The organism is Roseixanthobacter glucoisosaccharinicivorans (assembly GCF_043195095.2).
GTDB lineage: Bacteria > Pseudomonadota > Alphaproteobacteria > Rhizobiales > Xanthobacteraceae > NCEH01.
In genome coordinates this window covers 3,571,124-3,597,567 of record NZ_CM195538.1, presented here as the reverse complement: position 1 = coordinate 3,597,567, position 26,444 = coordinate 3,571,124, and the positions used below count along the sequence as shown (strand labels likewise).

Annotated in this window: 24 protein-coding genes; 17 read left to right on the top strand and 7 right to left on the bottom strand. The window is 66.3% G+C overall.

Going from position 1 to position 26,444, the window contains the following annotated elements; all coding sequences use genetic code 11:
- The first annotated feature begins 30 nt into the window (after nt 1–30).
- The 9 genes from V5F78_RS16640 (at nt 31) to rsmA (ending at nt 10,584) form a co-directional block, all read left to right on the top strand.
- On the top strand, nt 31–804 hold the full coding sequence (locus V5F78_RS16640; RefSeq protein ID WP_394067242.1) for an SDR family oxidoreductase: 774 nt from the start codon (nt 31–33) through the stop codon (nt 802–804).
- 156 nt (nt 805–960) lie between these two features.
- Nucleotides 961–1,887 carry a L,D-transpeptidase gene (locus tag V5F78_RS16635; protein ID WP_394067240.1) on the top strand — a complete coding sequence of 309 codons (927 nt, stop codon included), beginning with the start codon at nt 961–963 and terminating at the stop codon, nt 1,885–1,887.
- Nucleotides 1,884–2,813, top strand: a complete 930-nt coding sequence (gene mepA / locus V5F78_RS16630; protein WP_394067238.1) for a penicillin-insensitive murein endopeptidase — start codon at nt 1,884–1,886, stop codon at nt 2,811–2,813. The genes V5F78_RS16635 and mepA overlap by 4 nt, the downstream gene beginning before the upstream one ends.
- A 135-nt stretch (nt 2,814–2,948) precedes the next feature.
- Nucleotides 2,949–4,109 (top strand): LPS export ABC transporter permease LptF, encoded by a 1,161-nt coding sequence (lptF, locus tag V5F78_RS16625; RefSeq protein WP_394067236.1) that lies wholly within the window; start codon nt 2,949–2,951, stop codon nt 4,107–4,109.
- Between the two features lie 3 nt (nt 4,110–4,112).
- On the top strand, nt 4,113–5,204 hold the full coding sequence (gene lptG, locus V5F78_RS16620) for an LPS export ABC transporter permease LptG (RefSeq protein WP_394067234.1): 1,092 nt from the start codon (nt 4,113–4,115) through the stop codon (nt 5,202–5,204).
- Nucleotides 5,201–7,675, top strand: coding sequence for an LPS-assembly protein LptD (locus tag V5F78_RS16615; protein ID WP_394067232.1), 2,475 nt, complete (start codon nt 5,201–5,203; stop codon nt 7,673–7,675). Before lptG ends, V5F78_RS16615 begins: the two co-directional genes overlap by 4 nt.
- 145 nt (nt 7,676–7,820) lie before the next feature.
- Nucleotides 7,821–8,723: a SurA N-terminal domain-containing protein gene (locus V5F78_RS16610; protein WP_394067230.1), complete on the top strand. Its 903-nt coding sequence runs from the start codon at nt 7,821–7,823 to the stop codon at nt 8,721–8,723.
- On the top strand, nt 8,723–9,733 hold the full coding sequence (gene pdxA / locus V5F78_RS16605; protein ID WP_394067228.1) for a 4-hydroxythreonine-4-phosphate dehydrogenase PdxA: 1,011 nt from the start codon (nt 8,723–8,725) through the stop codon (nt 9,731–9,733). The genes V5F78_RS16610 and pdxA overlap by 1 nt, the downstream gene beginning before the upstream one ends.
- A complete protein-coding gene (gene rsmA / locus V5F78_RS16600; RefSeq protein WP_394067226.1) occupies nt 9,730–10,584 on the top strand; it encodes a 16S rRNA (adenine(1518)-N(6)/adenine(1519)-N(6))-dimethyltransferase RsmA in 855 nt (284 codons plus the stop codon). Before pdxA ends, rsmA begins: the two co-directional genes overlap by 4 nt.
- A gap of 19 nt (nt 10,585–10,603) precedes the next feature.
- Here rsmA and gmk read toward each other — a convergent pair whose 3' ends face one another.
- The 7 genes from gmk to fabD all read right to left on the bottom strand — a co-directional run bounded on the left by gmk (nt 10,604) and on the right by fabD (nt 17,610).
- Nucleotides 10,604–11,281, bottom strand: coding sequence for a guanylate kinase (gene gmk / locus V5F78_RS16595; RefSeq protein ID WP_394067224.1), 678 nt, complete (start codon nt 11,279–11,281; stop codon nt 10,604–10,606).
- 13 nt (nt 11,282–11,294) lie between these two features.
- Nucleotides 11,295–12,215: a YicC/YloC family endoribonuclease gene (locus V5F78_RS16590; RefSeq protein ID WP_394067222.1), complete on the bottom strand. Its 921-nt coding sequence runs from the start codon at nt 12,213–12,215 to the stop codon at nt 11,295–11,297.
- Nucleotides 12,216–12,250: 35 nt separating this feature from the next.
- Complete coding sequence (mltG, locus tag V5F78_RS16585; protein ID WP_394067220.1) at nt 12,251–13,573, bottom strand: endolytic transglycosylase MltG; 1,323 nt, start codon at nt 13,571–13,573, stop codon at nt 12,251–12,253.
- Between the two features lie 458 nt (nt 13,574–14,031).
- Nucleotides 14,032–15,294: a beta-ketoacyl-ACP synthase II gene (gene fabF, locus V5F78_RS16580; protein WP_394067219.1), complete on the bottom strand. Its 1,263-nt coding sequence runs from the start codon at nt 15,292–15,294 to the stop codon at nt 14,032–14,034.
- A gap of 86 nt (nt 15,295–15,380) precedes the next feature.
- Nucleotides 15,381–15,617, bottom strand: coding sequence for an acyl carrier protein (locus tag V5F78_RS16575; RefSeq protein ID WP_029003376.1), 237 nt, complete (start codon nt 15,615–15,617; stop codon nt 15,381–15,383).
- Between the two features lie 257 nt (nt 15,618–15,874).
- Complete coding sequence (gene fabG, locus V5F78_RS16570) at nt 15,875–16,612, bottom strand: 3-oxoacyl-[acyl-carrier-protein] reductase (protein WP_394067217.1); 738 nt, start codon at nt 16,610–16,612, stop codon at nt 15,875–15,877.
- A 41-nt stretch (nt 16,613–16,653) separates the two neighbouring features.
- On the bottom strand, nt 16,654–17,610 hold the full coding sequence (gene fabD / locus V5F78_RS16565) for an ACP S-malonyltransferase (RefSeq protein ID WP_394067215.1): 957 nt from the start codon (nt 17,608–17,610) through the stop codon (nt 16,654–16,656).
- A 375-nt stretch (nt 17,611–17,985) separates the two neighbouring features.
- Here fabD and rpsF point away from each other — a divergent pair, with 375 nt between their 5' ends.
- From rpsF to radA, 8 genes are all read left to right on the top strand, one after another.
- Nucleotides 17,986–18,453, top strand: coding sequence for a 30S ribosomal protein S6 (gene rpsF / locus V5F78_RS16560; RefSeq protein WP_348844280.1), 468 nt, complete (start codon nt 17,986–17,988; stop codon nt 18,451–18,453).
- Nucleotides 18,453–18,713, top strand: a complete 261-nt coding sequence (gene rpsR / locus V5F78_RS16555; protein ID WP_348844281.1) for a 30S ribosomal protein S18 — start codon at nt 18,453–18,455, stop codon at nt 18,711–18,713. The genes rpsF and rpsR overlap by 1 nt, the downstream gene beginning before the upstream one ends.
- A 134-nt stretch (nt 18,714–18,847) precedes the next feature.
- On the top strand, nt 18,848–19,801 hold the full coding sequence (locus tag V5F78_RS16550; RefSeq protein WP_394067213.1) for a DUF2232 domain-containing protein: 954 nt from the start codon (nt 18,848–18,850) through the stop codon (nt 19,799–19,801).
- Between the two features lie 45 nt (nt 19,802–19,846).
- Nucleotides 19,847–20,437: a 50S ribosomal protein L9 gene (rplI, locus tag V5F78_RS16545; protein ID WP_394067211.1), complete on the top strand. Its 591-nt coding sequence runs from the start codon at nt 19,847–19,849 to the stop codon at nt 20,435–20,437.
- A gap of 301 nt (nt 20,438–20,738) precedes the next feature.
- Entirely contained in the window at nt 20,739–21,992 is a 1,254-nt protein-coding gene (locus V5F78_RS16540) for a cyclopropane fatty acid synthase (protein ID WP_394067209.1), read from the top strand.
- 203 nt (nt 21,993–22,195) lie between these two features.
- Nucleotides 22,196–23,680, top strand: coding sequence for a replicative DNA helicase (locus V5F78_RS16535; RefSeq protein ID WP_394014171.1), 1,485 nt, complete (start codon nt 22,196–22,198; stop codon nt 23,678–23,680).
- Between the two features lie 114 nt (nt 23,681–23,794).
- The gene (gene alr, locus V5F78_RS16530; protein ID WP_394067207.1) at nt 23,795–24,916 is read left to right on the top strand and encodes an alanine racemase; all 1,122 of its coding nucleotides are present in this window, start codon (nt 23,795–23,797) and stop codon (nt 24,914–24,916) included.
- 48 nt (nt 24,917–24,964) lie between these two features.
- The gene (gene radA / locus V5F78_RS16525) at nt 24,965–26,365 is read left to right on the top strand and encodes a DNA repair protein RadA (protein ID WP_394067205.1); all 1,401 of its coding nucleotides are present in this window, start codon (nt 24,965–24,967) and stop codon (nt 26,363–26,365) included.
- Nucleotides 26,366–26,444 lie beyond the last annotated feature (79 nt).

Genomic DNA, 26,444 nt, shown 5'->3' with positions numbered 1-26,444 from the left:
TCAATATGCAACCAATAGATGGAGTTTCAGATGCGCCTCTCAGGCAAGCGAGCCCTCATCACGGGCGGCAACAGTGGCATCGGGCTGGCCACCGCCCGCCTTTTTATTCGGGAGGGCGCGAAAGTCGCGATCACCGGTCGCAACCAGGAGACCCTGGATGCCGCTGCAGCTGAGCTCGGCCCCAACCTGCTGGCCTTGAACGCCGACGTGGCGGATTTCGCGGCCACCGCCGCCGCCGTGAAGCAGGCGGCCGAAGCCTTCGGCGGGCTGGACATCGTGTTCGCCAATGCCGGCATCGGCGGCTCGACGCCGCTCGGCCAGACGAGCGTGGAGGCCTTCGAGAGCATCCTCAGCACCAATCTGACAGGCGTGTTCTTCACGGTGCAGGCGGCCGAACCCTTCCTCGCCAAGGGCGGGTCGGTGGTGCTGAACGGTTCGGTGCTGGCCGTGCTCGGCGCGCCCAACTGGTCGGCCTATGCGGCCAGCAAGGCCGGCGTGCGGGCCATGTCGCGGGTTCTGGCGTCGGAACTCGCCCCGCGCGGGATCCGGGTGAACGTGGTGGTGCCCGGCGCGGCGCGCACGGCCATCTGGTCCCCCTTGGCGCCCACGCAGGAGGCGCGCGAGGCCCTCGACGCCGGCCTTGCTCGCCAGATCGCGCTCGGCAGGGTCGGCGAGGCGGAGGAAGTGGCGAACACCGTGCTGTTCCTCGCCTCCGATGAGGCGTCCAACATCACCGCTGCCGAGATCGTGGTGGACGGCGGCACGACGGGTGCTCCCTTCGGTGCGCCCATCTATCGCGGCTGAGCGCGCGCGGGTACGAGAACGCGCTTAACGAACGGTGAACTCCGCTCCCTTACCTTCCTGCCCAAACCGACGAACGGGATGGATTCTATGGGTGCGGGGATGATCATCAACCGGAGGGCCGCCCTGCGCGCCCTCTGCGGTGCGGGCGTGGGCCTCATGTCCACGCCCTTGTTTCCGGTTCGCGCGGCGGACGATCCCGACGAGGTCGCGATCCGCGATCTGAAGCCGGGGACCTTTATCTGGTATCCCGAGCGCGCGCCCGACGGGCTGGTCGCGATCGTGGTGTCGCTGCCGGAGCAGCGCTGCTTCGTCTATCGCAACGGCGTGCGCATCGGCATATCCACGGTTTCCACCGGGCGCGAGGGCCATGACACGCCGACCGGGGTGTTCACCATCCTCAACAAGGACGTGGACCACCATTCCTCGGTCTATAACGATGCGGCCATGCCCTATTCGGAGCGGCTCACCTGGTCGGGCGTGGCGCTCCACGCGGGCGGGCTTCCAGGATACCCGTCCTCGCACGGTTGCGTTCACCTGCCGCTTTCCTTCGCCAAGCTGCTGTTTTCCATCACCCAGGTGGGAACGCCGGTGATCATCGCCGACAGCCACAGCGGGCCGACCGATGTGCTCGATCCGGGCCTGGTGCTGCCCGCCGACGTGGACAAGATGTTTGATGCCGACGCCAAGCCGACCCTGGTGGCGGCGGCCGGCGATCCGGTTTCCCTGGTCGCCAGCGGCGCGGACCGCAAGCTGATCGTGCTGCGGGGCGGCGTGCCGGTGCTGGAAGGGGCGATCACCGTGCAGGATCCCACGAAGCCGCTGGGCAACGTGGTGTATCTGCTTGCCGCCGACGGTGTCGGGCGCACCCCGCGCTGGATGGCCGTGAGCTATGAAGGAAACGGCGGCCGGCCCGGCCTTGCCCAGGAGGCGCTCTCGCGTATCGTGGTGGATCCTGCGATCAACCGCGATCTGAGTGCCATGTTGAGCCCCGGAGCCACTTTGTTGGTCACTGACCTGCCGGCCCATCCGGGAACGCGCACCGACAAGGATTTCGTCATTCTCACCCGCAAGGGCACGGTATGACGGCGCGCCGCACTGCGATCGCCGGATTGCGATTAGCGGGTATCGCGGCCGCACTTGGTCTCGCCGTGGCGCTGGTTGCGCCCGAACCCGTGCGGGCGCAGAGCCCCGCCCCGGGTGGGGCGGGCGCAGTGCCGGCACGCGAGTTGTTCGGTGCGGCCAGCGGTCCCGCGCCGCTGGCAGCCAGGGCGGTGGGCTTCTATTCCAAGGGCTGTCTTGCTGGTGGTGCCGCTTTGCCGGTCACCGGCGCCACGTGGCAGGTGATGCGCCTGTCGCGGAACCGCAATTGGGGGCATCCCGACCTCATTGATTTTCTTGAGCGTTTCGCGGCCGTCGTGCCGACCGTCTCGAACTGGCGCGGCATCCTGGTGGGCGACATGGCGCAGCCCCGCGGCGGGCCCATGCGCACCGGCCACGCCTCCCACCAGGTCGGCCTCGATGCCGACATCTGGCTGACGCCAAGCCCCGGGCACGAGCTGACCCGCGCGGAGCGGGAAAGCCTCTCGGCCACCATGGTGGTGCGCCCGGACCGGCTGGACGTCGACCCCAAGGTGTGGACGCCGGACCATGTTGCCGTGATCCGCGCCGCCGCCCGCGATCCGCGTGTCGAACGCATTTTCGTGAATGCGGCGATCAAGAAGGCGCTCTGCCGCGATGCCCGCGGCGACCGGGGGTGGATGACCAAGGTGCGTCCCTATTGGGGGCACGATTATCACATGCATGTGCGCCTGAGCTGCCCGGCCGACAGCCCCGATTGCCGCCCCCAGGAAGCCCCGCCCCAAGGGGATGGGTGCGGCGCGGACCTTGCTTGGTGGTTCACGGACGAGGTGCTGCATCCCAAGCCCCCGAAGGTTCCGCCAAAGCCCACCCCGCCTTTGCTTCTGGCGGATTTGCCGCCGGCCTGTGCCGCCGTGCTCGGGGCGCATTAACTTGACCATGGCCGATTGAGGTCGCCCCGACGCCGCTCGCCTGCCGCATTTGCACCGCAGCGTGGAAGCCGCTATCCAGGAGCGGTTCCAAGGTGAAGCGTGACGGGGCGGCGATCACGCGTCTGACGAGGATGTATGGGCCGTCTCGATCGTTACATTTTCCAGACTGCGGCGGTCGCCTTCTTGGGCGTGACCATCGTTTTGACGGCGATGATCTGGTCTACGCAGGCGCTGCGCCAGCTGGACCTGGTGACCAGTCAGGGCCAGACGATCCTGGCCTTCTTCGCCATCACCTCCCTGTCGGTGCCGACCCTGATCCTGGTGATCGCGCCGGCGGCCCTGTTCATCGCCACCGCTTACACCTTGCTGAAGCTGAACGGCGATTCCGAAATCGTGGTGATGGCGGCGGCCGGCATGAGCCATTGGCGGGTGCTGCGCTCCATGATTCTCCTCGCCACCCTGGTTTCGCTCTTTTGTGCCGCGCTTTCGATTGACCTGGTTCCGGCGAGCCTGCGCTTGTTCCGCGATCAGGTGTCGCGGGTTCGCGCGGACGTTGTGTCGTTCGTGGCGCAGCCGGGCCGATTCGTGAACCTGGCGCAGGGGCTGGTGTTCCATGTGCGCGAGCGCTCCGCCAATGGCGTGATGCACGGGGTTTTCATCAATGACGCCCGCGAAAAGGAAATCTCCACCTATCTCGCGGATCGTGGGCAGATCGTCGAAACTCCCAACGGTATTTTCCTGGTGCTCGAAGACGGCTCCATCCACCGGCGGACCTCCGGCTCGACCAGCAACGGATCGGTTGTGGCGTTCCAGCGCTACGCGTTCGGGCTGTCCGAACTCGCGCCGGGCTCCCAGGCGGTGGATATCCGTCCGAACGAGCGCTCGTTCGAATATGTGCTGAATCCGCCCGCGAACGATGTCTACCGCATCATGGGGCAGGGCGGTCGCTTCCGCGAGGAGATCCACAAGCGCCTGTCGTCCGGACTTTATCCCTTTGCCTTCTTCGCGGTGGCGGCGGCCGCGCTGGCGCGACCGCGCACCACCCGCCAGGGGCGCGCGCTGGCGCTCACGGCGATCATTCCCATCATGGTGGCGCTCCAGATCGCGAACTTCGTCGTGACCGGCCAGTTGCGGACATCCGCGGTGGCGGTGCCCATCGCTTATCTGCTGCCGATCACATCCATCATTTTATGCGCGCTCGCCCTCGACGGACGGATGAGAATCGCCGTGCCCGCCTTCATAACCCGCATCATCGACGCGATCGCGCTGCGCGTTTCCCGGCTCTCGGCGACCTGAGCCATGATCGGAAAAACCCTCGGCTTCTATTTCGCGCGGCGCTTCTTTGCCTCCGTGGCAATGATCTTTTTCTCCTGCGTCGCGCTGATCATGCTGGTGGATTTCCTCGAGATGACCCGCCGGACGGCAGATCGCGACGAGGTGACATCGCTGGTCGTGGGTTTGCTGACGATCTACCGCACCCCCGCCTTCACCGAGCAATTGCTGCCGTTCGCAGTGCTGTTCGGGGCTATCGCGACCTTCGTGACGCTGTCGCGCAAGCTTGAGCTGGTCGTTGCCAGAGCGATCGGGCTTTCCGCGTGGCAGTTCATTTTTCCGGCGGTCCTCGTCGCCTTTCTGATCGGCGTCGTCTCCACCACCCTGTTCAATCCCGTCTCCGCGGAATTCAAGGAGCGGGCGAATCGGATGGAAGGAGAGATCTTCAATACCACCGCCGGCCTCATGGCCCAGGGCAAGGCGGGCTTCTGGGTGCGTCAGCAGAGCGTCGACGGGCAGGCCATCATCCAGGCGGGCTCTTCCCAGCAGGGCGGGCGCGAACTGGTGGGCGTGACCATGTTCGAGTTCGATCGCAAGGACCGCCTTGTGCAGCGCATCGAGGCGCGGTCTGCGGTATTAGAGGATGGTTTCTGGCGGTTGCAGGATGTCCGGGTGCTGGTTCCGGGGTTCGAGCAGCAGACCTATTCCGTTTACCTTGTTGCCACGAATCTGGATCCCTCGCAGGTCCAGGAGAGCCTGATCTCGCCCGATACCGTGTCTTTTTGGCAACTTCCGGCGGCGATCGAGAGTGCGGAGCAGCAGGGCTTCGGCGCAAACCGCTACAAGCTTCAGCTGCAAAGCCTTTTGGCACGGCCATTTTTGCTCGTGGCCATGGTACTTATCGCCGCGGTGGTCGGCCTGCGCGTGTTCCGCTTCGGGGGAGTCGGCCAGACGATTCTCGGTGGCGTCGTGGCGGGCTTTCTGCTTTATCTGGGAACCAAGCTCGCCGAGGATTTAGGCGAGGCGGGCGTGGTGCATCCCGTTGCTGCTGCATGGTTTCCAGCGGTAGCGGGGATATTCCTGGGGATTCTCGTATTGTTGCACCGGGAGGACGGATGACGGTCGGGTTTCCCCCCGCCGAATGCCAAGGAGCTGCAACCGGCCGGCGCGCCTCGCGCCGCAGCGGGCGCGGCTGGTCTTTTGCCGTCGGCTTCCTGTGTGCTGCGCTCGGTTTTGTTGCGCTGCAATCCAGCGCGGCCGTCGCGCAGACGGCGAGTTTTGCCAACACCAAGCTGCCCAAGGCGGACCCCAACAAGAAGATGCTCGTGACCGCCGACGAGCTGGTCTACGACTACGAGAACGACAAGATCTCCGCGGTCGGCAACGTCCAGATTTATTACGACGGCTCCACCCTGGAGGCGAAGCGCGTGACCTTCGACCGCAAGGCGAACACGCTGCGCGCCGAGGGCGACGTGCTGCTGAAGCAGCCGGACGGCAAGGTCCTGACCGCCAACACCATGCAGCTGACCGAGGACTTCCGGGACGGGTTCCTGGATTCCCTGCGCGTGGACACCCCGGACAAGACCCATTTCGCGGCAACCCGCGCTGACCGCACGGACGGCAATATCACGGTGTTCCAAAACGGCGTCTATACCGCCTGCGAACCGTGCAAGGACCATCCGGAAAAGCCGGTTCTCTGGCAGATCAAGGCCGCGCGCATCGTTCACAATCAGAACGAGCAGATGATTTATTACAAGGACGCCACGCTCGAGTTCTTCGGGCTGCCGTTCGCCTATTTCCCTTATTTTTCCTCGCCCGATCCCACGGTGAAGCGCAAGACCGGCTTCCTGATGCCGGAGTTCTACAACAACAGCATGCTCGGCGTCGGCGCCGGCGTGCCGTTCTTCTGGAACATCGCGCCTGATCGCGACCTGACCTTCGATCCGCTCTACTTCTCCAAGCAGGGCCTGCTGGCCAAGGGAGAGTGGCGCCAGCGGTTGATCGACGGCTCATACAACATCCGCGCGGCCGGCATTCAGCAGCAGGATATCGAGCAGTTCGCCGGCTTGCCGGGCTATCGCGAAAACCGCGGCATGGTGCAGAGCTCGGGCAATTTCGTCATCAACAGCCAGTGGCAATGGGGCTGGGATGGCACGCTGACGTCCGACCGCACCTTCCTGCGTGACTATGGGCTCATCGGCGCTGCCGAAACGGAGAAGATCTCGCAGGCCTATTTGACCGGCCAGGGCGATCGCAGCTTCTTCGACGTGCGGGGAATGTATTTCCTCGGCCTGTCCGTGACCGACAACCAGGATCTCATTCCGGTGGTCGGAACGTTCAATTACAACTACGTCTTCGGCAAGCCCGTGTTCGGCGGCGAAGCGGGCGTGAAGGTGAATTTCAATTCCGTGTCGCGCAACGAGGCCGACTTCGTCGGCACCTCGGCGGCCACCTCGTGGGTTGGCGGCGCAACCGGAATTCCGCCCGGCTCCTGCCTGCTGAGCAATCCCAATCCCACCCAGTGCCTGCTGCGCGGAGCGCCCGGCGATTATCAGCGCCTGAGCGGTGAATTCTACTGGAAGAAGACGCTGACCGATGCCGCCGGCCAGATGTGGACGCCGTTCGCCAGCGCCCGCGTGGACGTCGCCCATGCCAGCATCAGCGCGCTGCCCACCAGCTATACCGACGGCCCCACGCTGGCGGGGCAGAATGTGCTTCAGTCGGGCAATGACGATCTGATCCGCGCCATGCCGGTGATCGGCCTCGATTACCGCTATCCCTTCATCTCGGTGGAAAATTGGGGCACGCAGACCATCGAGCCGCGCGCCCAGCTGATCATTCGCCCGAACGAGACCGACATCGGCAAATTCCCCAACGAGGATGCGCAAAGCCTCGTGTTCGACGATGCCAATCTGTTCTCGGTGAGCAAATATTCCGGCTGGGACCGGGTCGAAGGCGGTAGCCGCCTCAATGTGGGCGTCACCTATACCGCCGCGCTCAACGGCGCCGGCGTCATCTCCGCCGTGGTCGGCCAGTCCTACAGCTTGTTCGGCAAGAACTCCTTCGCCTATGGCGACATGGCGAACACAGGCCTGGAATCGGGCCTGGAGACGAGCACGTCGGACTATGTCGCGCGCTTCAGCTACTCGCCCACCAACAATCTGGAGTTCATCTCCCGCTTCCGCTTCGACGAGTCGAACTACACGTTGCAGCGGCTGGAACTTGAGGGACGCACCAGCATCGACCGCCTGTCGGTGTCGGCAACCTATGGCCGATACGAGCCCCAGCCCCTGCTCGGCTATTACCAGGAACGAGAGGGTGTTCTGACCACCGCCAGCTACAAGCTGACGGACGTGTGGTCGGTCAGCGGCGGCATCCGCTACAATATCGCCCAGGCGAGCATCGACATGACGACCGCCGCCATCACCTATGCGGATGACTGCTTCACCCTGGCGCTGACCTATCTCTCCGATTATTCGATCAACGGGCCGAACAACGGGCCGAACAACACGGTCATGCTCACCATCGGGCTCCGCACCCTGGGTGAAACCAAGGTCAAGTCGGCCATCGGCAGCAGCTCGACTCAGTGAGGTTCGCGCGCGGCCTTTGCGGTGCGCGCGGCCCCATTGCCGCCACAGGAGGCGGCAACAAGCATTTACAAGCCGACGGGCGCGGGTTAAGCGCGCAGGGAGGCCTTCGTCTCCCGCCCCTCGCCGAGCCAATCCGGGTTGATCGATGCAGTCCTGCCGCCGCTTCCTGTTCCTCCTGAGCCTTGCCGTTGCAGCCCTTTCCAGCGGGGTGGCCAGCGCGCAACAGATCCTCGCAATGGTGAATGGCGCGCCTGTCACCAGTTTTGACGTCGGCCAGCGGCAGCGAATGCACACGCTGCTGGAGCGCAAGAACGTCAGCGCGAAGGAAGCGCTCGAAGAAGTGATCGACGATCGCCTCAAGATCTCTCAGGGCGCGAAGCTGGGCATCGACCTTGATAAAAAAGAGATTGATGACCTGTTCGCAAGCGTCGCCTCGCGCTCCGGGCGCACGCCCCAGCAATTGACCGAAGGGTTGAAGCAGGGCGGCATCGAGCCGAGCGCCTTCAAGCAGAAGCTGCGCGCCGACAACATCTGGCAGCAATATGTGCGCGCTCGTTCGCCCAGCGTCTCGGTGCGGGACCAGGATGTTCTCGCCGCCATCAATCAGAGCGGCCATGCCTCCATGGTCGCAACGGAATATACCTTGACGCCCATCGTGCTGGTGGTGCCGCGCGGTAGCAATGCCTATGCGGCGCGGCTTGCCGAGGCGAATTCGCTCCGCGCGCGCTTCAATGGGTGCGACAGCGGTCTGGCGATGGTGAAGGCCATGAAGGAAACCGTCGTCCGCTCCCCGGTCCTGCGCCTGTCGTCGGAGATGCCTGCAGCGCTGCGCCAATTGCTCGACAAGACCGAAGTGGGCCGCCTGGCCCCTGCGGAGGTCACGCAGTCCGGGGTGGAAGTGTTCGCCGTCTGCGCCAAGCGCGAGGTGCACGGCGAGGCCGCCAATAAGCGCGATGTGAAGGACCAGTTGGCAACCGCGCAATTCCAGGCGGAATCCAAGCGGCTCCTGACGGAGCTGCGCAACAGCGCCTTGATCGTCTATCGTTGATGTCCACGGCGCTCGCGCTCACCCTTGGTGAGCCCGCCGGCATCGGGCCGGACCTGACCCTCGCCGCCTGGACCTTGCGGGTCCAGAGCGGGTGCCCGCCGTTTTTCGCGGTCGGCGATCCGGCCTTGCTGGAGGATCGCGCCCGGCGCCTGGGTTTGCGCGTGCCGATTCGCGTGATCGAGCCGCAGGCGGCGACCGGCGTCTTTGATACCGCGCTTCCCGTCGTCGCCGCCGGCCCGCGTGCCACGGCCGAACCAGGCGTGCCAGACGGCACCAGCGCGGCCGCGGTGGTCCAGAGCCTGGATTGCGCTGTGGACCTGGTCGCCTCAGGCGCCGCCCGCGCCCTGGTGACGGCACCGCTCGCGAAATCGGTAGTCTATGCGGCCGGCTTTCCCTTTCCCGGGCACACCGAATATCTCGCCGCCCGTTGCGCCGCGGCCGATGGCACAATCCCGCATCCGGTCATGATGATCTGGTCGCCGCTGCTCGCCGTGGTGCCGGCCACCATCCATATTCCCCTTGCCCAGGTCCCAGGCCGGGTGACGCAGGATCTGCTGGTTCAGACCGGGCGCATCGTCGATCACGATATGCGCACGCGCTTCCGCATCGCCGCACCGCGCCTCACCTTTGCCGGGCTCAATCCCCACGCGGGAGAAGAGGGAACGCTTGGCCGCGAGGACGAGGATGTGGTGCGCCCCGCCATTGCCGCTTTGCGGGCGCAAGGAATCGATGCCCGTGGGCCGCGTCCCGCCGACACGCTTTTTCACGAGGAAGCGCGCGCCGGTTATGATGTCGTGATCGGCATGTATCACGATCAGGTGTTGATTCCGGCCAAGACCCTCGCGTTCCACGATGGGGTGAATGTGACCCTCGGTTTGCCCTTTGTGCGGACCTCCCCGGACCACGGCACCGCATTCGATCTGGCGGGGACCGGCCGGGCCAATCCTACCAGCCTGATGGCGGCCCTGCGGCTTGCCGGGCGCCTGACCGAGCCGGGCCGCGCGGCATGAGCGCCATCGACGAGCTTCCACCGCTGCGCGACGTCATTCGCCGCCACGGGCTTTCGGCGCAAAAATCGCTGGGGCAGAACTTTCTTCTGGATCTCAACCTAACGTCGCGGATTGCGCGGGGGTCGGGCGCCCTGGAGGGCGCGAACGTGCTGGAGGTCGGGCCGGGGCCTGGGGGCCTGACGCGGGCGCTGCTGGCCTTGGGCGCGGCGCGTGTGGTGGCGGTGGAGCGCGATCATCGCTGCATAGAGGCCCTCGCCGAGGTCGCCGAAGCCTATCCTGGTCGGCTCCAGGTGATCGAGGGCGATGCGCTGAAGGTGGACGCGGGGCCTTTGTTCGGAGGGCAGCCGGCGCGTGTGGTGGCAAATCTGCCCTATAATATCGCGACCGTCCTGCTGGTGGGCTGGCTCTCGTCCGATCCCTGGCCGCCCTGGTTCTCCTCGCTCACCTTGATGTTCCAGCGCGAGGTGGCGGAACGCATCGTCGCCGAGCCGGGCTCGAAGGCCTATGGGCGCCTCGCCGTCCTGGCCGGGTGGCGGACCGAAGCGCGCATCCTGTTCGATGTCGCCCCATCCGCCTTCGTGCCGCCGCCCAAGGTGACGTCCTCCGTGGTCCATCTGGTGCCGCGCGCCGCCCCCTTGCCGTGCCGCCTCGCGGTGCTGGAGAAGGTGACGGAAGCGGCCTTCGGCCAGCGCCGTAAGATGCTGCGGCAGAGCCTGAAGTCCCTGGGCGTCGATGCCCAGGCCTTGCTCGCCGCCGCCGAGGTGGAGGAAACCCAGCGCGCCGAGGAAATCGACGTGGAAGGCTTCGTGCGCCTCGCCAATTGCTGGGAAAAGCTGCGCCAGCCGGCCTGAGCCGCGCGGGTGGCCGCTCTCAGAGGCCGCCGATCAGAGTGCTCACAAAATGCGAAAGGCCGGTCAGCCGTTGGCGCCGCAGTCGTTCGGCCTGAAGAATCGCCTTGAGCTTGGCGAGGCAGGCCTCCACATCCTCATTGATGAGGATGTAGTCGTATTCGCTGTAGTGGCTGATTTCGGCAGCCGCCTTTGCCATGCGCTCGTGAACCACGTCTTCGCTGTCCTGGCCGCGCCCGCGCAGGCGCTCCGCCAGGGCGGCGGCGGAGGGGGGCAGGATGAAGACTTTGACGAGGTCGTGCTTGGCGGCCTCGCTCTCCTCCAATTGCTGCGTGCCCTGCCAGTCGATGTCGAACAGCACGTCCCGCCCCTGGGCGAGGGCGTCCTCCACCGGCTTGCGGGGCGTGCCGTAGAGATTGCCGAACACGGTGGCATGTTCCAGCAGCGCGCCCGTGTCGCGCATCTGCCGGAAGCCGTCTGGATCGGTGAAATAATAGTCGATGCCTTCCACCTCGCCCGGCCGCGGTTTGCGGGTCGTGAGGGAGACCGACATCGTGATGCGGCTGTCCTGCGCCAGCAGCAGCCGCGAGAGCGTGGTCTTGCCGGCGCCGGACGGCGAGGAGAGCACCAGCATCAGGCCCCGTCGGGCAAGCCCCGAACGACCGTGCGGCGGGGCGGAAGGGGCGCTCGCAGCGTCCATGATGGGGGCGGCCTTACTCGATGTTCGCGATCTGCTCGCGGAACTGATCCACAAGCAGCTTCAGGTCAAGCCCGATCTGGGTGAGGGCAACCGCATTGGACTTGGAGCAGAGCGTATTGCTCTCGCGGTTGAACTCCTGGGACAGGAAGTCCAGCCTCCGCCCCACCGGGCCGCCCTGGACGAGCAAATCCCGCGCGGCGGCAAGATGGGCCGTCAGCCGGTCCAACTCCTCGCGGATGTCGGCCTTTGTGGCGAGCAGGGCAGCTTCCTGGTTCAGGCGCTCGGGGTCGAGCGGCGTGCCGGTCTCCAGCAGCGCGCGCACCTGGTCCCGCAGCCGCGCCTTGATGGCCTCCGTGCCGCGCTCCGGGCGGGCTTCGGCTTGGGCGACGAGGGCCGCAATGGCGTCGAGCCGCTCCAGCAGCACCGCCTTCAGTGCCGCGCCCTCGGAATGGCGCATGGCGATCAGCCCATCAAGCGCCGCTTCGAAGCCGGCGAGAGCGGCGGCGGAGACTGCCTCCTGGTCCTGGGTCGTGAGCTCGGCTTCGATGATTTCGACGATGCCCTTCACGGCCAGCAGCGAATCGAGCGTCGGCGGCGTCATCGCATGGCGTTCGGCGGCCGCGCGGGCGGCCATGATCAGCGCTTCAAGAGCCGGTTGGTTGACCGCGACGGCAACGCTCTCCCCCTCGCGGGCCAGGGTGAGGGTGCCGGATACCGACCCGCGTGCCAGGGCGCGCGCGGCGGCGGCGCGGGCGGCTGCATCGAGGGCTTCGAAGCCGGCAGGAACGCGCAGGCGCAGGTCAAGCCCCTTGGCATTCACCGAACGCACCTCCCAGGCCCAGCGCCAGCCCGCCGTGATGCCCTGGGTGCGGGCAAAGCCAGTCATGCTGGCCAGGGCCGAGCGCGCGGAAGGAGCGGAACCCGCAGGGGACATCAAAAGCCTCGTAAGGCCGGCATCCGCCGGCCCGTTCAGTTGGAAGGAGCGCGCGGAGCGACCGGCGCCGAATCACCGGTGCCGACGCCGGTGTTGGAGGTGGGAGCGGCGTTCTGCGCCTTGGTGCGGGCTTCCGCCTCGATTTCGCGCCAGCGCGCGACGTTGCGATTGTGCTGCTCCAGCGTCTCGGAGAACACATGGCCGCCCGTGCCGTCGGCGACGAAATAGAGATCCTTGGTCTTTGCCGGATTGGCCACCGCCGCCAGCGAATCGCGCCCGGGATTGCCGATCGGGCCCGGGGGAAGGCCATCAATGGCATAAGTGTTGTACGGCGTCGGGTTCACGATATCCGCGCGGGAGATCGGCCGCCCCAGCACGCCCTTGCCGCCGGCGATGCCGTAGATGATGGTCGGATCGGACTGCAGCCGCATCTTGCGAGCGAGGCGATTGATGAAAACCGCTGCAACCTTCGGCCGCTCGTCGGGCTTGCCGGTTTCCTTCTCGACGATGGAGGCCAGCACGACCATTTCCTGCGGCGTCTTCAAGGGCAGATCGGGCGCACGCTTGGCCCAGAGGTCACGCACCAGCTTTTGCTGGTCGCTCGCCATGCGCTTCAGCACCTCGTCGCGGCTGGTGCCACGGACGATGTTGTAGGTTTCCGGCAGCAACGTGCCTTCCTGCGGCATGCGCGGCGTGCCGGTGAGCAGGTCGTTGTCCATCAGGCGGGCCACGATCTGCTGGGTGGTGAGGCCTTCCGGAATGGTGATCTGATGCTGGATCACGCGCCCGTCGGCCAGCGCATTGAGCACTTTTTCCAAGGAGACGCCGGGCTTGAAGATATATTCGCCGGCCTGAAGCGGCTGGCCGCGATGGGCCAGCTGCTGCGCCACCATGAACAGCAGCCAATTGTCGATGACGCCCTGGCGCTCCAGCAGGTCGGCGATGTCGCGCGAGCCCTGGCCCCGGGGAATAAAGACGTTCTTCTCCGCCGGGAGCGGGCCGGGCGCGGCATATTTCAATTGGCCATACCAAGCCATCAGCCCGCCGCCGACGGTGAGAAACAGAAGGATCGTGAAGATGGCGCTGCCGATCACCACCGCCGGGTGGCGGGCGCCGCGCGACGGACGTTTCTTCTCGGCCGCCTTGGCGGCGGCGCGCGGATCGCGGGCGAGGCGTTCCGCGCGCTTGCGGGCTTTCGCCTGCCCACGGGTTTCGCGCGGCGGCTTGGCGGGCTTGGCTTTCTCTGGCTGCGTCGTCTCCGGGGCGGCGTCCGCGGGATCGCTCGCAAGGGGGACTGCGGACGCAGAAGCTGGCGCGGCAGGCGAGGCCGCTGAAACGGAGGGTGTCTCTTCGATCATGCGACCGTCCGGCGCCTTCACATCTGGAGCCGCGGACCCCGAGCCCGCAGGAGAATCTATGCCGACCCTGGGCTCGGGTGCCGAGGCGGTGCTGCCCGGCGATACAGGACTGACCAAGGGCGCGGCACGGCTTTCGCCCGCCGCAACCGCAGGCGTGCCCAGCACAGGCTCCTGGCGGAGGTCGTGGCCGGGACGGCCCTCGTGCGCCGGAGGCTCGGACGTCGCCATTCAGGGGTCTCCCATCGCGTTCGCTGCGCCCAAGGAACTCCGCGCACCGCACGGCCCGGACCGGAAAGCCCACCCGCGCAGCTTCATGCGAAGAGGTGCATGATACCTATCACGCGGAGAAGGCCAATGGCGCGCAGGCTAACGTCAAATATGGCGATAAGGCGTATCGCCGCCGACAACCGGCGGCATTCGCGGCCCGCACAGTGAACGGGCCGCAAAAAATCGCGTGCTCAGGCCTCGGCGCGGCGGAAGACCACCGAAGCGTTGGTGCCGCCGAATCCGAAGGAATTGGACAGGACCGTGTTGATTTCCCGTGGCCGTGCCGTGTGGGGCACGAGGTCGATCGGGGTATCCACCGAGGGATTGTCCAGATTCAAGGTCGCCGGGGCGATCTGATCGCGAATGGCGAGCACCGAGAAAATGGCTTCCACCGCGCCCGCCGCGCCGAGCAGATGCCCGATGGAGGATTTGGTGGAGGACATGGAGGTCTTGGCTGCCGCATTGCCCAGCAGCCGCTGCACCGCGCCAAGCTCGATTTCGTCCGCCATGGTCGAGGTGCCATGGGCATTGATGTAATCGAGTTCGGAAGCCGGGATGCCCGCACGCTTCAGGGCGGCGGTCATGCAGCGGAAGGCACCGTCGCCGTCGGGCGAGGGGGCCGTGATGTGATAGGCGTCGCCGGAGAGCCCATAGCCGATGAGTTCGGCATAGATCTTCGCGCCGCGCGCCTTGGCGTGCTCATATTCCTCAAGCACCACAATGCCGGCGCCTTCGCCCATGACGAAGCCGTCGCGGTCGCGGTCGTAGGGGCGTGAGCCCTTTTCCGGCGCATCGTTGAAGCTGGTGCAGAGCGCCTTGCAGGCGGCGAAGCCGGCCAGAGAGAGACGGTTTACGGTCGATTCGGTGCCGCCGGCCACCATCACATCCGCATCGCCGAGGGCGATCAGCCGTCCGGCATCGCCGATGGCGTGGGCGCCGGTGGAGCAGGCGGTGACGACGGCGTGGTTCGGCCCCTTCAGCCCGTGGGCGATGGAGACATAGCCGCCGGCCAGGTTGATGAGGCGTCCAGGAATGAAGAAGGGCGAGATGCGGCGCGGGCCGCGCTCCTTCAGGATATGGGCGGCCTCGGAAATGCCCTCGATGCCGCCGATGCCGGAGCCGATGAGCACGCCGGAGGCGATCTGGTCTTCATAAGAGGTCGGGTGCCAGCCCGCATCGTCGAGCGCCTGCTGGGCCGCGGCCATGGCGAAGACGATGAATTCGTCAACCTTGCGCTGCTCCTTGGGCTCCATCCAATCGTCGGGATTGAAGGTGCCATCGGTGCCGTCTCCACGGGGGATCATGCACGCGATCTTGCAGGCGAGGTCCGATACGTCGAAGCGTTCGACGAACTTTGCGCCGCTCTGGCCCGCAATCAGTCGCCGCCAGCTTGGCTCGACGCCGCAGCCGAGCGGCGTCACCATGCCGAGGCCGGTGACGACAACACGTCTCATGAGGGGAACTCCGGAACTAGGAACGCGACGGCCGCTATCCTGGACGGATCCATGGCGGGTGCGACCGTCGCCGTCGCTGACACGGCTCAGGCCGCGTTCTTCTCCAGGAACTTGATCGCGTCGCCGACCGTCAGGATGGTCTCAGCCGCGTCGTCCGGGATCTCGGTGTTGAAAGCTTCCTCGAAGGCCATGACGAGCTCGACGGTGTCGAGGCTGTCGGCGCCGAGGTCGTCGATGAAGCTGGCGTTTTCCGTGACCTTCTCGGGCTCCACACCCAGATGCTCCGCGACGATCTTCTTCACCCGCTCGGCGATGTCACTCATCGATGCACCCTCATTATCTGAAAAATTGTCTCTATGCCGTACGGCGGCTGTGAGAGGGCATAATGCCTTTCTTCCGCCGTGCCCAGCCCCCATGCTCATTCCGGCGGGTCTTGAAACCAAAGACGCACCGGATGCGCGTTTTTATCCCGGTCCGGAGCTGGATTTCCAAGGCCGGGACAGGACGGTGCGGGTCGGTATCATACTTCCTGCGCCTATGCCAGCAAAGCCCGCTGCGCCGGCCCGATCCCGCACGGTCTTCAGATCATCGCCATGCCGCCGTTCACGTGCAGGGTCTGGCCCGTGACATAGCCGGCTTCGTCCGAAGCCAGATAAACGCAGGCGCTGGCAATGTCTTCCGGCGAGCCGAGCCGCGCCGCCGGCACAGCCTTCAGAATCCCCTCGCGCTGCTTTTCGTTCAGCACGTCGGTCATGGCGGTGGCGATGAAGCCTGGAGCCACGCAATTCACCGTCACGCCGCGGCTGGCCACTTCCTGGGCGAGGGACTTGGACATGCCGATCATGCCCGCCTTCGCTGCGGCATAATTGCCCTGGCCGGCATTCCCGGTCACGCCCACCACCGAGGTGATGGAAATGATCCGGCCCGACCGGCGCCGCATCATGGAGCGCACCGCCGCGCGGGAGAGGCGGAAGGTGGCGGTGAGGTTCACCGCAATCACCTGGTCCCAGTCCTCGTCCTTCAGGCGCATGAAGATATTGTCGCGCGTGATGCCGGCGTTGTTCACGAGAATGTCGAGCTGGCCGAGCGCCGCCTCGGCGTCGGGAATCAGCTTCTCCACGTCCTCGGTGACGCCGAGATTGCACGGCAGCACGTGCACGCGCTCCTTGAGTTCGGCGGCAAAGGTTTCCAGCACCTCGCGGCGGGTGCCGGAGATGGCGACGGTCGCGCCCTGGGCGTGGAGCGCCTTGGCGATGGCGCCGCCGATGCCGCCCGTGGCGCCGGTGACGAGGGCGGTCTTGCCGCTGAGATCGAACATGGGGGCTCCTGAAACGAAAGAGGGGAGTGAGCCGGGGCGGCTCAGGCGGCCGGTGTCTGGCGCGCGGCGATGAAGGCCGCCACGTCTTCCGGCGTGCCGACCGCCGAGACCGCGATTTCCTTGGCGATGCGGCGCGAAAGGCCCGAGAGGACCTTGCCGGCGCCTACTTCCACCGTGCGTGTAACGCCGGCGCCCGCCATGAACAGCACACTTTCGCGCCAGCGCACCGTGCCCGTTACCTGCTGCACCAGCAACGCGACGATTTCCGAAGGGTCGCTGACCGGGGCGGCCCGCACGTTGGAGACCACCGGCACCACCGGCGCCTTCACCGTGCTTGCGGCGAGCGCGATCTGCATGGTGTCGGCGGCCGGCTGCATCAGGCGGCAATGGAACGGGGCGGACACGGGCAGGAGGATCGCGCGGGAGGCGCCCTTGGCCTTGGCGATCTCCATGGCCCGTTCGACCGCAGCCGTGGAGCCGGACAGAACCACCTGGCCGTTGGCATTGTCATTGGCTGCTTCACAGACATCGGACCCGGCGGCCTCTTCGGCGACGGCGCTGGCCTGCTCGAAATCCAGACCGAGAATCGCCGCCATGGCGCCCTGGCCCACCGGCACGGCGTCCTGCATGGCGCGTCCGCGAATGCGCAGCAGGCGGGCGGCGTCCGTGATGGAGAGCGCGCCGGCGGCGGCGAGCGCGGAATATTCCCCCAGCGAATGGCCGGCGACGAAGGACGCATCGCGGGAAAGGTCGAGGCCGGCTTCGGCCTCGAGCACCCGCATGGCGGCCAGCGACACCGCCATCAAGGCCGGCTGGGCGTTAGCGGTGAGGGTCAGTTCCTCGATCGGCCCGTCCCACATGGTGCGGGAGAGGGCTTCGCCGAGCGCGCCGTCCACCTCGTCGAACACGGCCTTCGCGACCGCGAAATTCTCCGCGAGCGCCTTGCCCATGCCGACGGCTTGGCTGCCCTGGCCGGGAAAAATAAAGGCTGTGGTCAAGGGGTATCCCTCCGCTTAATTTTGGGGAGGGCAGAGACACCGGGACGCAAGGGGAGTCAAGCTGGGCGGGGGAGGCGGGCCATTGTGGCGTGGCGATATTGCGCTGCAATCGTGCCTTCGGCGCCCGGTCCCTTGGTGGGAATCCTTGCGCATCCTTGCCTTCAGCGGAAAACCTGCTATACGCACCGCTTCCGTTGCCCCGGCCGGGGGCTGAACGGACGGCCATCTGTTGCTTCAGCGCAAGTTGAAACCCCGGGTGGCAGGGCCACAAGGTCCGTCGTCCCGTGTCCCCGCCTTCCGAGCAAACGAGCCTTTCCAAAGGTTCGAAAGGGCTTGGCGCCGGGCGATGGAGCAACAGGAAAGGCATTAGGACACATGGCGCTCTATGAGCATGTGTTCCTCGCGCGCCAAGACGTAACGGCGCAACAGGTCGAGGAACTCGCCGCCCGATTCAAGGGCGTGATCGAAGCGAACGGCGGCCAGGTCACCAAGACCGAGGCCTGGGGCGTGAAGACGCTCACCTATCGCATCAACAAGAACCGCAAGGCGCACTTCACCCTCATGAACATCGACGCCACCCCGGCGGCGGTTCAGGAGATGGAGCGCCAGATGCGCATCGACGAGGACGTTCTGCGTTTCCTCACGCTGCGTGTGGAAGAGCACGAGGAAGGCCCCTCGGCCATGCTCCAGAAGCGCGACCGCGACGATCGTGATCGTGGCGAGCGTGGCTTCGGCGGCGATCGCGGCTTCGGTGGTGGCGGCGGCTTCGGCGGCCGTGACCGTGAAGACCGTCCGCGCCGTCCGCGCGACCGTGAAGAAACCGCTGGTGAGGAGGCGATCTGATGGCATTCGCTCAAGCTGGTGGCGCCGGCGGCGGTCAGCGCCGTCCGTTCTTCCGTCGTCGCAAGACCTGCCCGTTCTCCGGCCCCAACGCGCCGAAGATCGACTACAAGGACGTGCGTCTGCTGCAGCGCTACATTTCCGAGCGCGGCAAGATCGTGCCGAGCCGCATCACCGCGGTGTCCGCCAAGAAGCAGCGCGAGCTGTCGGCCGCCATCAAGCGTTCGCGCTTCCTCGGCCTGCTGCCGTTCGTGATCCGCTGATAGATCAAGGCGCCCGCTCCCCAAGAGGGGGCGCCTTTATCATTTAAAAAACATGCGTACCGGGGCCACGGCCTCGGGTTTGGCTGGGGCAGGCGACGACCTGCCTCTAACCGCTTTTGCGGGACAGCGAGCTGATGGCACAGTTTCTCATGATCGGCCTCGCCGCCGGAGCGGCGTCGGCGCTTCTCGTCGCGGGCATCGCGACCGGGGGCATCTGGGCCGTGCCGTTCTTCTATCTGGCGCCCTTGCCCATCATGATCGCGGGGCTTGCCTTCTCGCACATCTCGGCCCTGGCCGGCGTCGCCGTCGCGAGCATCGCCCTCGGGCTCTATTTCAATTCTTCTTTCCTCATCGCCTACCTTGTCGGCATCGGCGGTCCGGCCTGGGCGCTGTCCTATGGCGCGCTGATGGCGCGCAGCGATGCGGCCAATCCCACCAAACTGATCTGGTTCTCCATCGGCGGGCTGGTGCTGACCGGCGCGGCGCTCTCAAGCGTCAGCGTCATCACCGCCGTGCTCTCCGTGGCCGGCGATTTCGAGACCTATCGCACGGCGGTGGCGGCCGCCTTCGAGACCTTCATCCAGGTGCAGGGACAGACCGGACCGGCGAGCGCGGAGACTGCGCGCATGGGCGAGCTGGTCGCGAATATCCTGCCGCCCATGGCGGGCGCGCTCGCCATGGTCACACAACTGTGCTGCCTGTATCTCGCAGGCCGGGCGGCGCTGGTATCGGGCCGGCTGGCGCGTCCCTGGCCCCATCTCGCTGCGACCCGTCTGCCGGCCTCCACCTCGCTGGTGCTCGCGCTGATCGTCGCCGCCTCCGTGGTGCCGGGCATGGTCGGCCTTTCCGCCTCGGTGGTCGCGGCGACGCTGGTGACCGCTTATGCGGTCGCGGGCTTCGCGGTGCTGCATTTCCTGACCCGTGGCCGCAACGCGCGGGTTCTCATTCTCACCGCCGTTTGGCTCGGCACCCTGGCCTTGGGCTGGCCGGTGCTGGTGGTGGCTCTGCTTGGCGTGGTGGACGCCATGTTCGATCTGCGGGCCCGCTCGGCTCCCGGCGGGCGACCGCCGGCCGCCAACGACCGCTGACAGAAATTCCCCGACCCCCGAAACATCGAAACAGGAGACACGAAAATGGAAGTCATTCTTTTGGAGCGCGTGGCCAAGCTGGGCCAGATGGGCGAAGTGGTGAAGGTGCGTGACGGCTATGGCCGCAACTTCCTTCTGCCGAACAACAAGGCCCTGCGCGCCACCAAGGCCAACAAGGCCAAGTTCGACCAGATGAAGGTTCAGCTGGAAACCCGCAATCTGGAGCTCCGCAAGGAGGCCGAGGGCGTGGCCGAGAAGCTGAACGGCCAGAGCGTGGTGATCCTGCGTCAGGCGGGCGAGAGCGGCCAGCTCTACGGCTCGGTTTCGACCCGAGATCTCGCCGAGGCTCTGGTGAAGGCCGGCTTCACGGTCGACCGCCAGCAGATCGAGCTGAATCATCCCATCAAGACCATCGGCATGCACACGCTTCCCGTGCGCCTGCATCCGGAAGTCGAAGTCTCCGTGACCGCCAATGTCGCCCGCAGCGTCGAGGAAGCCGAGCGCATGGCGCGCGGCGAGGACCTGCGCACGCGCCGCGACGAGGACGAAGAGGCTGAGGCCGAAGCCGCCGCCGAGCGCGACGCCACCCTCGCCGAAGCCGAAGAAGCGGCTGCGGAACTCGACGACGCCGAGTGAGTTAATCCTCTTCGGCTTTTCTCACACTTTGGAAACGCCCGGCCATGCGCCGGGCGTTTTCTTGTTTTTGGTCAATTTTGGTATTGCCGTAGCGGTCATGTGGTGTTCAGATTTACATGGCTTCTGCTGGCCGTAAGAGCCCGCAAGGACAGCATGACTGCGGATCGGGCCGAATCCCGCTTCCGTTAAGTCATGCGCGAGCGCCCTGACGATTGCATCACATGTGTGTGCTTTGGTGCGCGGGGACAGAAACCAAGAGGAGGGGCAACCCAGGCGGTCATCTTAGGATGGAGGCGGCCCAGTGGATCGGTTGCTTGAATCTGTTCTGCGTCGTGTTGTGAAGCACGGCGGTCTTAAGGTCACCACGGCATCTGGCCGCACCTTCGCGGCGGGGCCGGGCGAACCTCTCGTTCATGTCCGCTTCGCCAGCAAACGGGCGCAATTGCTGCTGCTGCTCGATCCGGAAATGCAGCTCGGCGAGATCTATACCAATGGCGATCTGGTGATCGAGCAAGGCTCGATTGCAGAGCTTCTTGAACTGGTGATGTCGCAGGACGTGCTTCAGCCCACGCTGACCTCGCGCCTGCTTTATTTCGCGCGGCGCGTGCTGCGGCGCCTCGACCAGTTCAACCCACGCGGCCGCGCCCGGCGCAATGTGGCCCATCATTACGACCTGGACGGGCGGCTCTATTCCCTGTTCCTGGATGCGGACAAGCAATATTCCTGCGCCTATTTCGAGCATCCCGGCGAGCGGCTCGACGATGCCCAGCTGGCCAAGAAACGGCATATCGCGGCCAAGCTGGTGCTCGACAAGCCGAATCTGAGCGTGCTGGACATTGGCAGCGGCTGGGGCGGGCTCGGACTCTATCTGGCGGAGATCGCCAAGGCGCGGGTTTCCGGCGTCACCTTGTCCACGGAGCAACTCGGCGTTGCCCAATCCCGCGCCCGGGAAAAGGGGCTGGAGGGGCAGGTCTCGTTCGCGCTCCAGGATTACCGCGACGTGCCCAGCCCGTTCGACCGGATCGTTTCGGTGGGCATGTTCGAGCATGTGGGCGTCGATCATTACGCCGAATTCTTCCGCAAGGCGCGCGCGCTGCTGGCGCCCGACGGGGTGATGCTGCTGCACGCCATCGGCCGGTTCGACCCGCCGGGTTTCACCAATCCGTGGATCGCCAAATACATCTTCCCGGGCGGCTACATGCCGGCGCTCTCGGAAGTGACACCGCACATTGAGCGGGCGGGGCTGGTCGTGACCGACATCGAGATCCTGCGCCTGCACTATGCCGACACGCTAAAGGCATGGCGCGCGCGGTTCCTCGCGCGGCGGGAGGAGGTGCTGCGCCTCACCGACGAGCGGTTCCTGCGCATGTGGGAATTCTATCTCGCCGGATCGGAAATGGCGTTTCGCTACCAGGGCCTGATGGTGTTCCAGATCCAGCTCGCCCGCAAACAGGAGGCGGTGCCGCTGACCCGCGATTATATCGCGCAGGCCGAGGACAAATTGCGGGGAATAGAGAAGCGCAGCGCCCCGCCGTTGCGCCTCGCCGGCGAGTGAGCGCGGCCTTCGAGGCCGCGCATATGGTCTTCTCCCGGCGGGATGAACAGGCCCGCCCGGAGGAAACCTTCGGGCGGGTTATCCCCGTAATGCCCAGAAGTCATGCACAGGGAAAATTCCTCGTCGGCGAAGAAAGCAAGGGTGTCCGCTGAGGCTGCGCCTTCTGCTAAACAAGGGCTCGTCCACCAAACCGGCCTTGCCTCATGCTCGACCTTTCCGACCAGAAGGGGGATCTCGACCCCTCCTATCGTCAGGCGCCCCACAATGTGGAGGCGGAGCAATCGCTGCTCGGCGCGATTCTGGTCAATAACGACGCCTTTTACCGGGTCTCGGATTTCCTCAAGCCCGAGCATTTCTTCGAGCCCATCCACGGCCGCATCTTCGAGCTGGCCGGGGCGCTGGTGCGCGCCGGGAAGGTGGCGACTCCTGTCACCCTCAAGACCTTCCTGCCGGCCGACCTGGATGTGGCGGGGCTAAGCGGCCCGCATTATCTCGCCCGCCTCGCGGCGGAGGCGACCACCGTCATCAATGCCGAGGATTACGGCCGCGCCATCTATGATCTCTCGGTGCGGCGCGAGCTGATCCGCATCGGCGAGGAAATCGTCAACGACGCCTATGATGCGCCGGTGGAGGCGACCCCTCAGGACCAGATTGAGGAGGCGGAAAAGCGCCTCTACGCCATCGCCGAGAGCGGGCGCTATGACGGCGGCTTCCAGCGCTTCGGCGAGGCGCTGCGGGAAGCTGTGGACATGGCGAGCCGCGCCTTCCAGCGCGAGGGCCATCTTTCCGGCATCGCCTCGGGGCTCGACGATCTCGACCAGCAGATGGGCGGGCTCCAGCCCTCGGACCTTGTGATCCTTGCCGGCCGTCCCGCCATGGGCAAGACCGCGCTCGCCACCAACATCGCCTTCAACATTGCCGCCGCCTATCGTGGCGAGCAGCGGGCCGACGGCTCCATTGAGACCCAGAGCGGCGGCATCGTCGGCTTCTTCTCGCTGGAAATGTCAGCCGAGCAATTGGCGACGCGTATTCTCGCCGAGCAGGCGGAGATCGCCTCCTACAAGATCCGCCGCGGCGATATTTCGGAAAGTGAGTTCTCCAAGCTGGCTGCCGCCGCCCAGACCATGCAAGTGGTGCCGCTCTATATCGACGATACCGGCGGCATCTCGATCGCCCAGTTGGTGGCCCGCGCGCGGCGCCTGAAGCGCCAGCGGGGGCTGGACTTCATGGTGGTGGACTATCTGCAATTGCTGTCCGGCTCCTCGAAAAGCTCGTCGCAGAACCGCGTGCAGGAAGTCACCGAGATCACCACCGGCCTCAAGGCGCTGGCGAAGGAGCTGCAAGTGCCGATCATGGCGCTCTCGCAGCTTTCCCGTCAGGTGGAAGCGCGCGACGACAAGCGCCCGCAACTCGCCGACCTGCGTGAATCCGGCTCCATCGAGCAGGACGCCGACGTGGTGATGTTCGTCTATCGCGAGGAATATTACCTTAAGAGCCGCGAGCCTAAGCCCGGAACCGAGGAATGGTTCAAGTGGGAGGCGGACATGAAGGCGGCCGAGGGGGTGGCGGAAGTCATCATCGGCAAGCAGCGCCACGGCCCCACCGGCACGGTGAAGGTGCATTTCGAGCCGCAATTCACGCGCTTTTCGAATCTGGCCCGTGAAGATCGCCTGCCCGACCGCCACTGACCGCCCATGATGGGCGTGGCGCGCGGATCTGCCCCGCGTCCGGCGCTGCCGAGGCGTCACGGGTAAGGTATAGACAGGACAGCGAATCCAGCCGCATCCAGGGAAAGCGTTTCGATGCAGCCCGCGCCCGTCCCGTCTTCCGCTCTGTCCCGCGCCGTCCTGACCATTGATCTCGGCGCCCTGGCCGATAATTGGCGCACCCTCGCCGCGCGGGTCGCGCCGGCGGAATGCGCGGCGGTGGTGAAGGCGGATGCCTATGGCCTCGGCCTCGCGCAGGCGGCGCCGGCGCTGTGGAAGGCGGGCGCGCGCACCTTCTTCGTCGCCTTGGTGCAGGAAGGCGAGGCGCTGCGGGCGCTGCTCCCCGAGGCCACCATCTATGTGCTCGGCGGCCTGCTGCCGGACACCGCCCATTCCTATTCCGCCGCCGATCTGCGCCCCGTTCTGGGAAGCCGGCAGGAAATCGCCGAATGGTCCATTCACAGCCGGGCCATGGGCGTGAGCCAGCCGGCCGCCTTGCATGTGGACACCGGCATGAATCGCCTTGGTCTCAGCGTGGATGAGGCGCTCACCATCGCTGGCGAGGGCGGCCCGTCGTTCCGCCCGTCGCTGATCATGACCCATCTCGCCTGCGCGGATACCGCGCACCACCCGCTGACCCAGGCGCAGCACCATCTGTTCGCGAAAGTGGCGGCGGCATTCCCCGGCATTCCTGCCTCGCTTGCCAATTCCGCCGGAACGCTGGGCGGGCCGGAGATGTATTTCGACATGGTGCGGCCCGGCATCGCGCTCTATGGCGGTGCGCCGATTTCCGGCGGCACGGCGTTGCGCAGCGTGGTGCGGCTGGACGTGCCGATCATTCAGGTGCGCGAAGCGCGTGCCGGCACGACGGTGGGCTATGGCGCCGCCCAGCGCCTGCAGCGCGACAGCCGCATCGCCATTCTTTCCCTCGGCTATGCCGACGGCTTCCTGCGCGCGTTCGGCGGCAGCGATGCCCGGCGCGGCGCGGATGCCATGATCGGTGGCCTGCGCTGCCAGCTGGTGGGACGCATTTCCATGGATCTCACGGCCGTGGACGTCACCGACGTGCCGCACGAGAAGGCGCGGCGTGGGGACCCGGCCGTGCTGCTGGGTGAGGGAATCGGCATCGACGAACTCGCCGCCCATGGCGGCACCATCGGCTATGAGGTGCTCACCAGCCTGGGGCCGCGCTATCACCGGGTCTATGTGGGCGGCTAGACTGCACGGGTGAGTCGCGCCCCTGCGCGCCCGGAGCCCTCCCGATCCATGGCCAAGAACAGCCCCACCTTCGTCTGCCAGTCCTGCGGCGCGGTCTATAACCGCTGGCAGGGCAAGTGCGAGGCCTGCGGGGGATGGAACACCATTTCCGAGGAGGCCAATGTCGCCGCCTCTGTGCCGGCCGCCCAGCGCTCCGGCCGCAAGGGACGGGCGGTGGTGCTGGAGAGCCTCCAGGGCCAGGGCAAGGCGGCACCGCGCCTGATTTCCGGCATCGGCGAGCTGGACCGGGTGGCCGGCGGCGGCTTCGTGCCCGGCTCCATCGTGCTGCTCGGTGGTGATCCCGGCATCGGCAAGTCCACCTTGCTGATCCAGGCCTCCGCCGCCCTCGGGCGGGCAGGGCATCGCATCGTCTATGTCTCGGGCGAGGAGGCGGTGGACCAGGTGCGCATGCGCGCCGGCCGGCTCGATCTGGCCGACGCTCCGGTCGGACTTGCCGCCGAGACCAATGCGGAAAACATCATCGCCACCCTCTCCGCCGGGCCGCCCGTGCAGTTCGTGGTGATCGATTCGATCCAGACCATGTGGAGCGATTCGGTGGAATCGGCGCCGGGCACCGTCACCCAGGTGCGCACCTCGGCCCAATTGATGGTGCGCTATGCCAAGCAGACCGGAGCGGCGGTGATTCTGGTGGGCCATGTCACCAAGGACGGGCAGATCGCCGGCCCGCGCGTGGTTGAGCACATGGTGGACGCGGTGTTCTCCTTCGAGGGCGACGGGGGACACCAGTTCCGCATCCTGCGGGCACAAAAGAATCGATTCGGCCCCACCGACGAGATCGGCGTGTTCGAGATGACCGGCAAGGGATTGTCGGAGGTCGCGAACCCCTCCGAGCTGTTCCTCTCCCATCGCGATGCCGGGGCCCCGGGCACGGCGGTATTCGCCGGCATGGAGGGCACGCGCCCGGTGTTGGTGGAGATCCAGGCGCTGGTGGCGCCCTCCACCCTCGGCACGCCGCGCCGGGCGGTGGTGGGCTGGGATTCCAACCGCCTCGCCATGGTGCTCGCGGTGCTGGACGCGCGCTGCGGCGTGCGGCTCGGCGGCCATGACGTATATTTGAATGTGGCCGGCGGCCTGCGCATCGGCGAGCCGGCGGCGGATCTCGCGGTGGCGGGAGCGCTGGTCTCTTCGCTCACCGGCGCGCCCTTGCCGGCGGATGCGGTTTATTTCGGCGAGGTAAGCCTCACCGGGGCCGTGCGTCCGGTCTCCCAGGCGGCGGCGCGGCTGAAGGAAGCCGCGAAGCTGGGGTTCGCGCGCGCCGTGATGCCGAGCGGCGCCGCCGAGGGAATGGACGGGGCCATATCCATCGAGGGCGTTGCTTCCCTTGCGTCGCTGGTGGCGGGAATTGCGGCCCGCGCGCCACGCAGGGCAGCGTTACCGAAAGAGGGGTGATGACGCGGCGGGCACTTGAAGCTATACGTCCGAGCCACGCTGCGGATTTATGACACGCAGTGTTCCGCCGCACGCCTCC

Excerpts from the sequence above, each read along its gene's own strand:
- fabF (WP_394067219.1), bottom strand. The coding sequence starts at position 15,294 with ATGAGACGTGTTGTCGTCACCGGCCTCGGCATGGTGACGCCGCTCGGC.
- V5F78_RS16535 (WP_394014171.1), top strand. The coding sequence starts at position 22,196 with ATGCTCGACCTTTCCGACCAGAAGGGGGATCTCGACCCCTCCTATCGT.
- pdxA (WP_394067228.1), top strand. The coding sequence starts at position 8,723 with ATGTCCACGGCGCTCGCGCTCACCCTTGGTGAGCCCGCCGGCATCGGG.
- gmk (WP_394067224.1), bottom strand. The coding sequence starts at position 11,281 with ATGGACGCTGCGAGCGCCCCTTCCGCCCCGCCGCACGGTCGTTCGGGG.
- V5F78_RS16575 (WP_029003376.1), bottom strand. The coding sequence starts at position 15,617 with ATGAGTGACATCGCCGAGCGGGTGAAGAAGATCGTCGCGGAGCATCTG.
- mltG (WP_394067220.1), bottom strand. The coding sequence starts at position 13,573 with ATGATCGAAGAGACACCCTCCGTTTCAGCGGCCTCGCCTGCCGCGCCA.
- rpsF (WP_348844280.1), top strand. The coding sequence starts at position 17,986 with ATGGCGCTCTATGAGCATGTGTTCCTCGCGCGCCAAGACGTAACGGCG.
- rpsR (WP_348844281.1), top strand. The coding sequence starts at position 18,453 with ATGGCATTCGCTCAAGCTGGTGGCGCCGGCGGCGGTCAGCGCCGTCCG.
- rsmA (WP_394067226.1), top strand. The coding sequence starts at position 9,730 with ATGAGCGCCATCGACGAGCTTCCACCGCTGCGCGACGTCATTCGCCGC.
- lptF (WP_394067236.1), top strand. The coding sequence starts at position 2,949 with ATGGGCCGTCTCGATCGTTACATTTTCCAGACTGCGGCGGTCGCCTTC.
- rplI (WP_394067211.1), top strand. The coding sequence starts at position 19,847 with ATGGAAGTCATTCTTTTGGAGCGCGTGGCCAAGCTGGGCCAGATGGGC.
- V5F78_RS16610 (WP_394067230.1), top strand. The coding sequence starts at position 7,821 with ATGCAGTCCTGCCGCCGCTTCCTGTTCCTCCTGAGCCTTGCCGTTGCA.
- V5F78_RS16640 (WP_394067242.1), top strand. The coding sequence starts at position 31 with ATGCGCCTCTCAGGCAAGCGAGCCCTCATCACGGGCGGCAACAGTGGC.
- lptG (WP_394067234.1), top strand. The coding sequence starts at position 4,113 with ATGATCGGAAAAACCCTCGGCTTCTATTTCGCGCGGCGCTTCTTTGCC.
- V5F78_RS16615 (WP_394067232.1), top strand. The coding sequence starts at position 5,201 with ATGACGGTCGGGTTTCCCCCCGCCGAATGCCAAGGAGCTGCAACCGGC.
- mepA (WP_394067238.1), top strand. The coding sequence starts at position 1,884 with ATGACGGCGCGCCGCACTGCGATCGCCGGATTGCGATTAGCGGGTATC.
- fabG (WP_394067217.1), bottom strand. The coding sequence starts at position 16,612 with ATGTTCGATCTCAGCGGCAAGACCGCCCTCGTCACCGGCGCCACGGGC.
- alr (WP_394067207.1), top strand. The coding sequence starts at position 23,795 with ATGCAGCCCGCGCCCGTCCCGTCTTCCGCTCTGTCCCGCGCCGTCCTG.
- V5F78_RS16635 (WP_394067240.1), top strand. The coding sequence starts at position 961 with ATGTCCACGCCCTTGTTTCCGGTTCGCGCGGCGGACGATCCCGACGAG.
- radA (WP_394067205.1), top strand. The coding sequence starts at position 24,965 with ATGGCCAAGAACAGCCCCACCTTCGTCTGCCAGTCCTGCGGCGCGGTC.
- V5F78_RS16550 (WP_394067213.1), top strand. The coding sequence starts at position 18,848 with ATGGCACAGTTTCTCATGATCGGCCTCGCCGCCGGAGCGGCGTCGGCG.
- V5F78_RS16590 (WP_394067222.1), bottom strand. The coding sequence starts at position 12,215 with ATGTCCCCTGCGGGTTCCGCTCCTTCCGCGCGCTCGGCCCTGGCCAGC.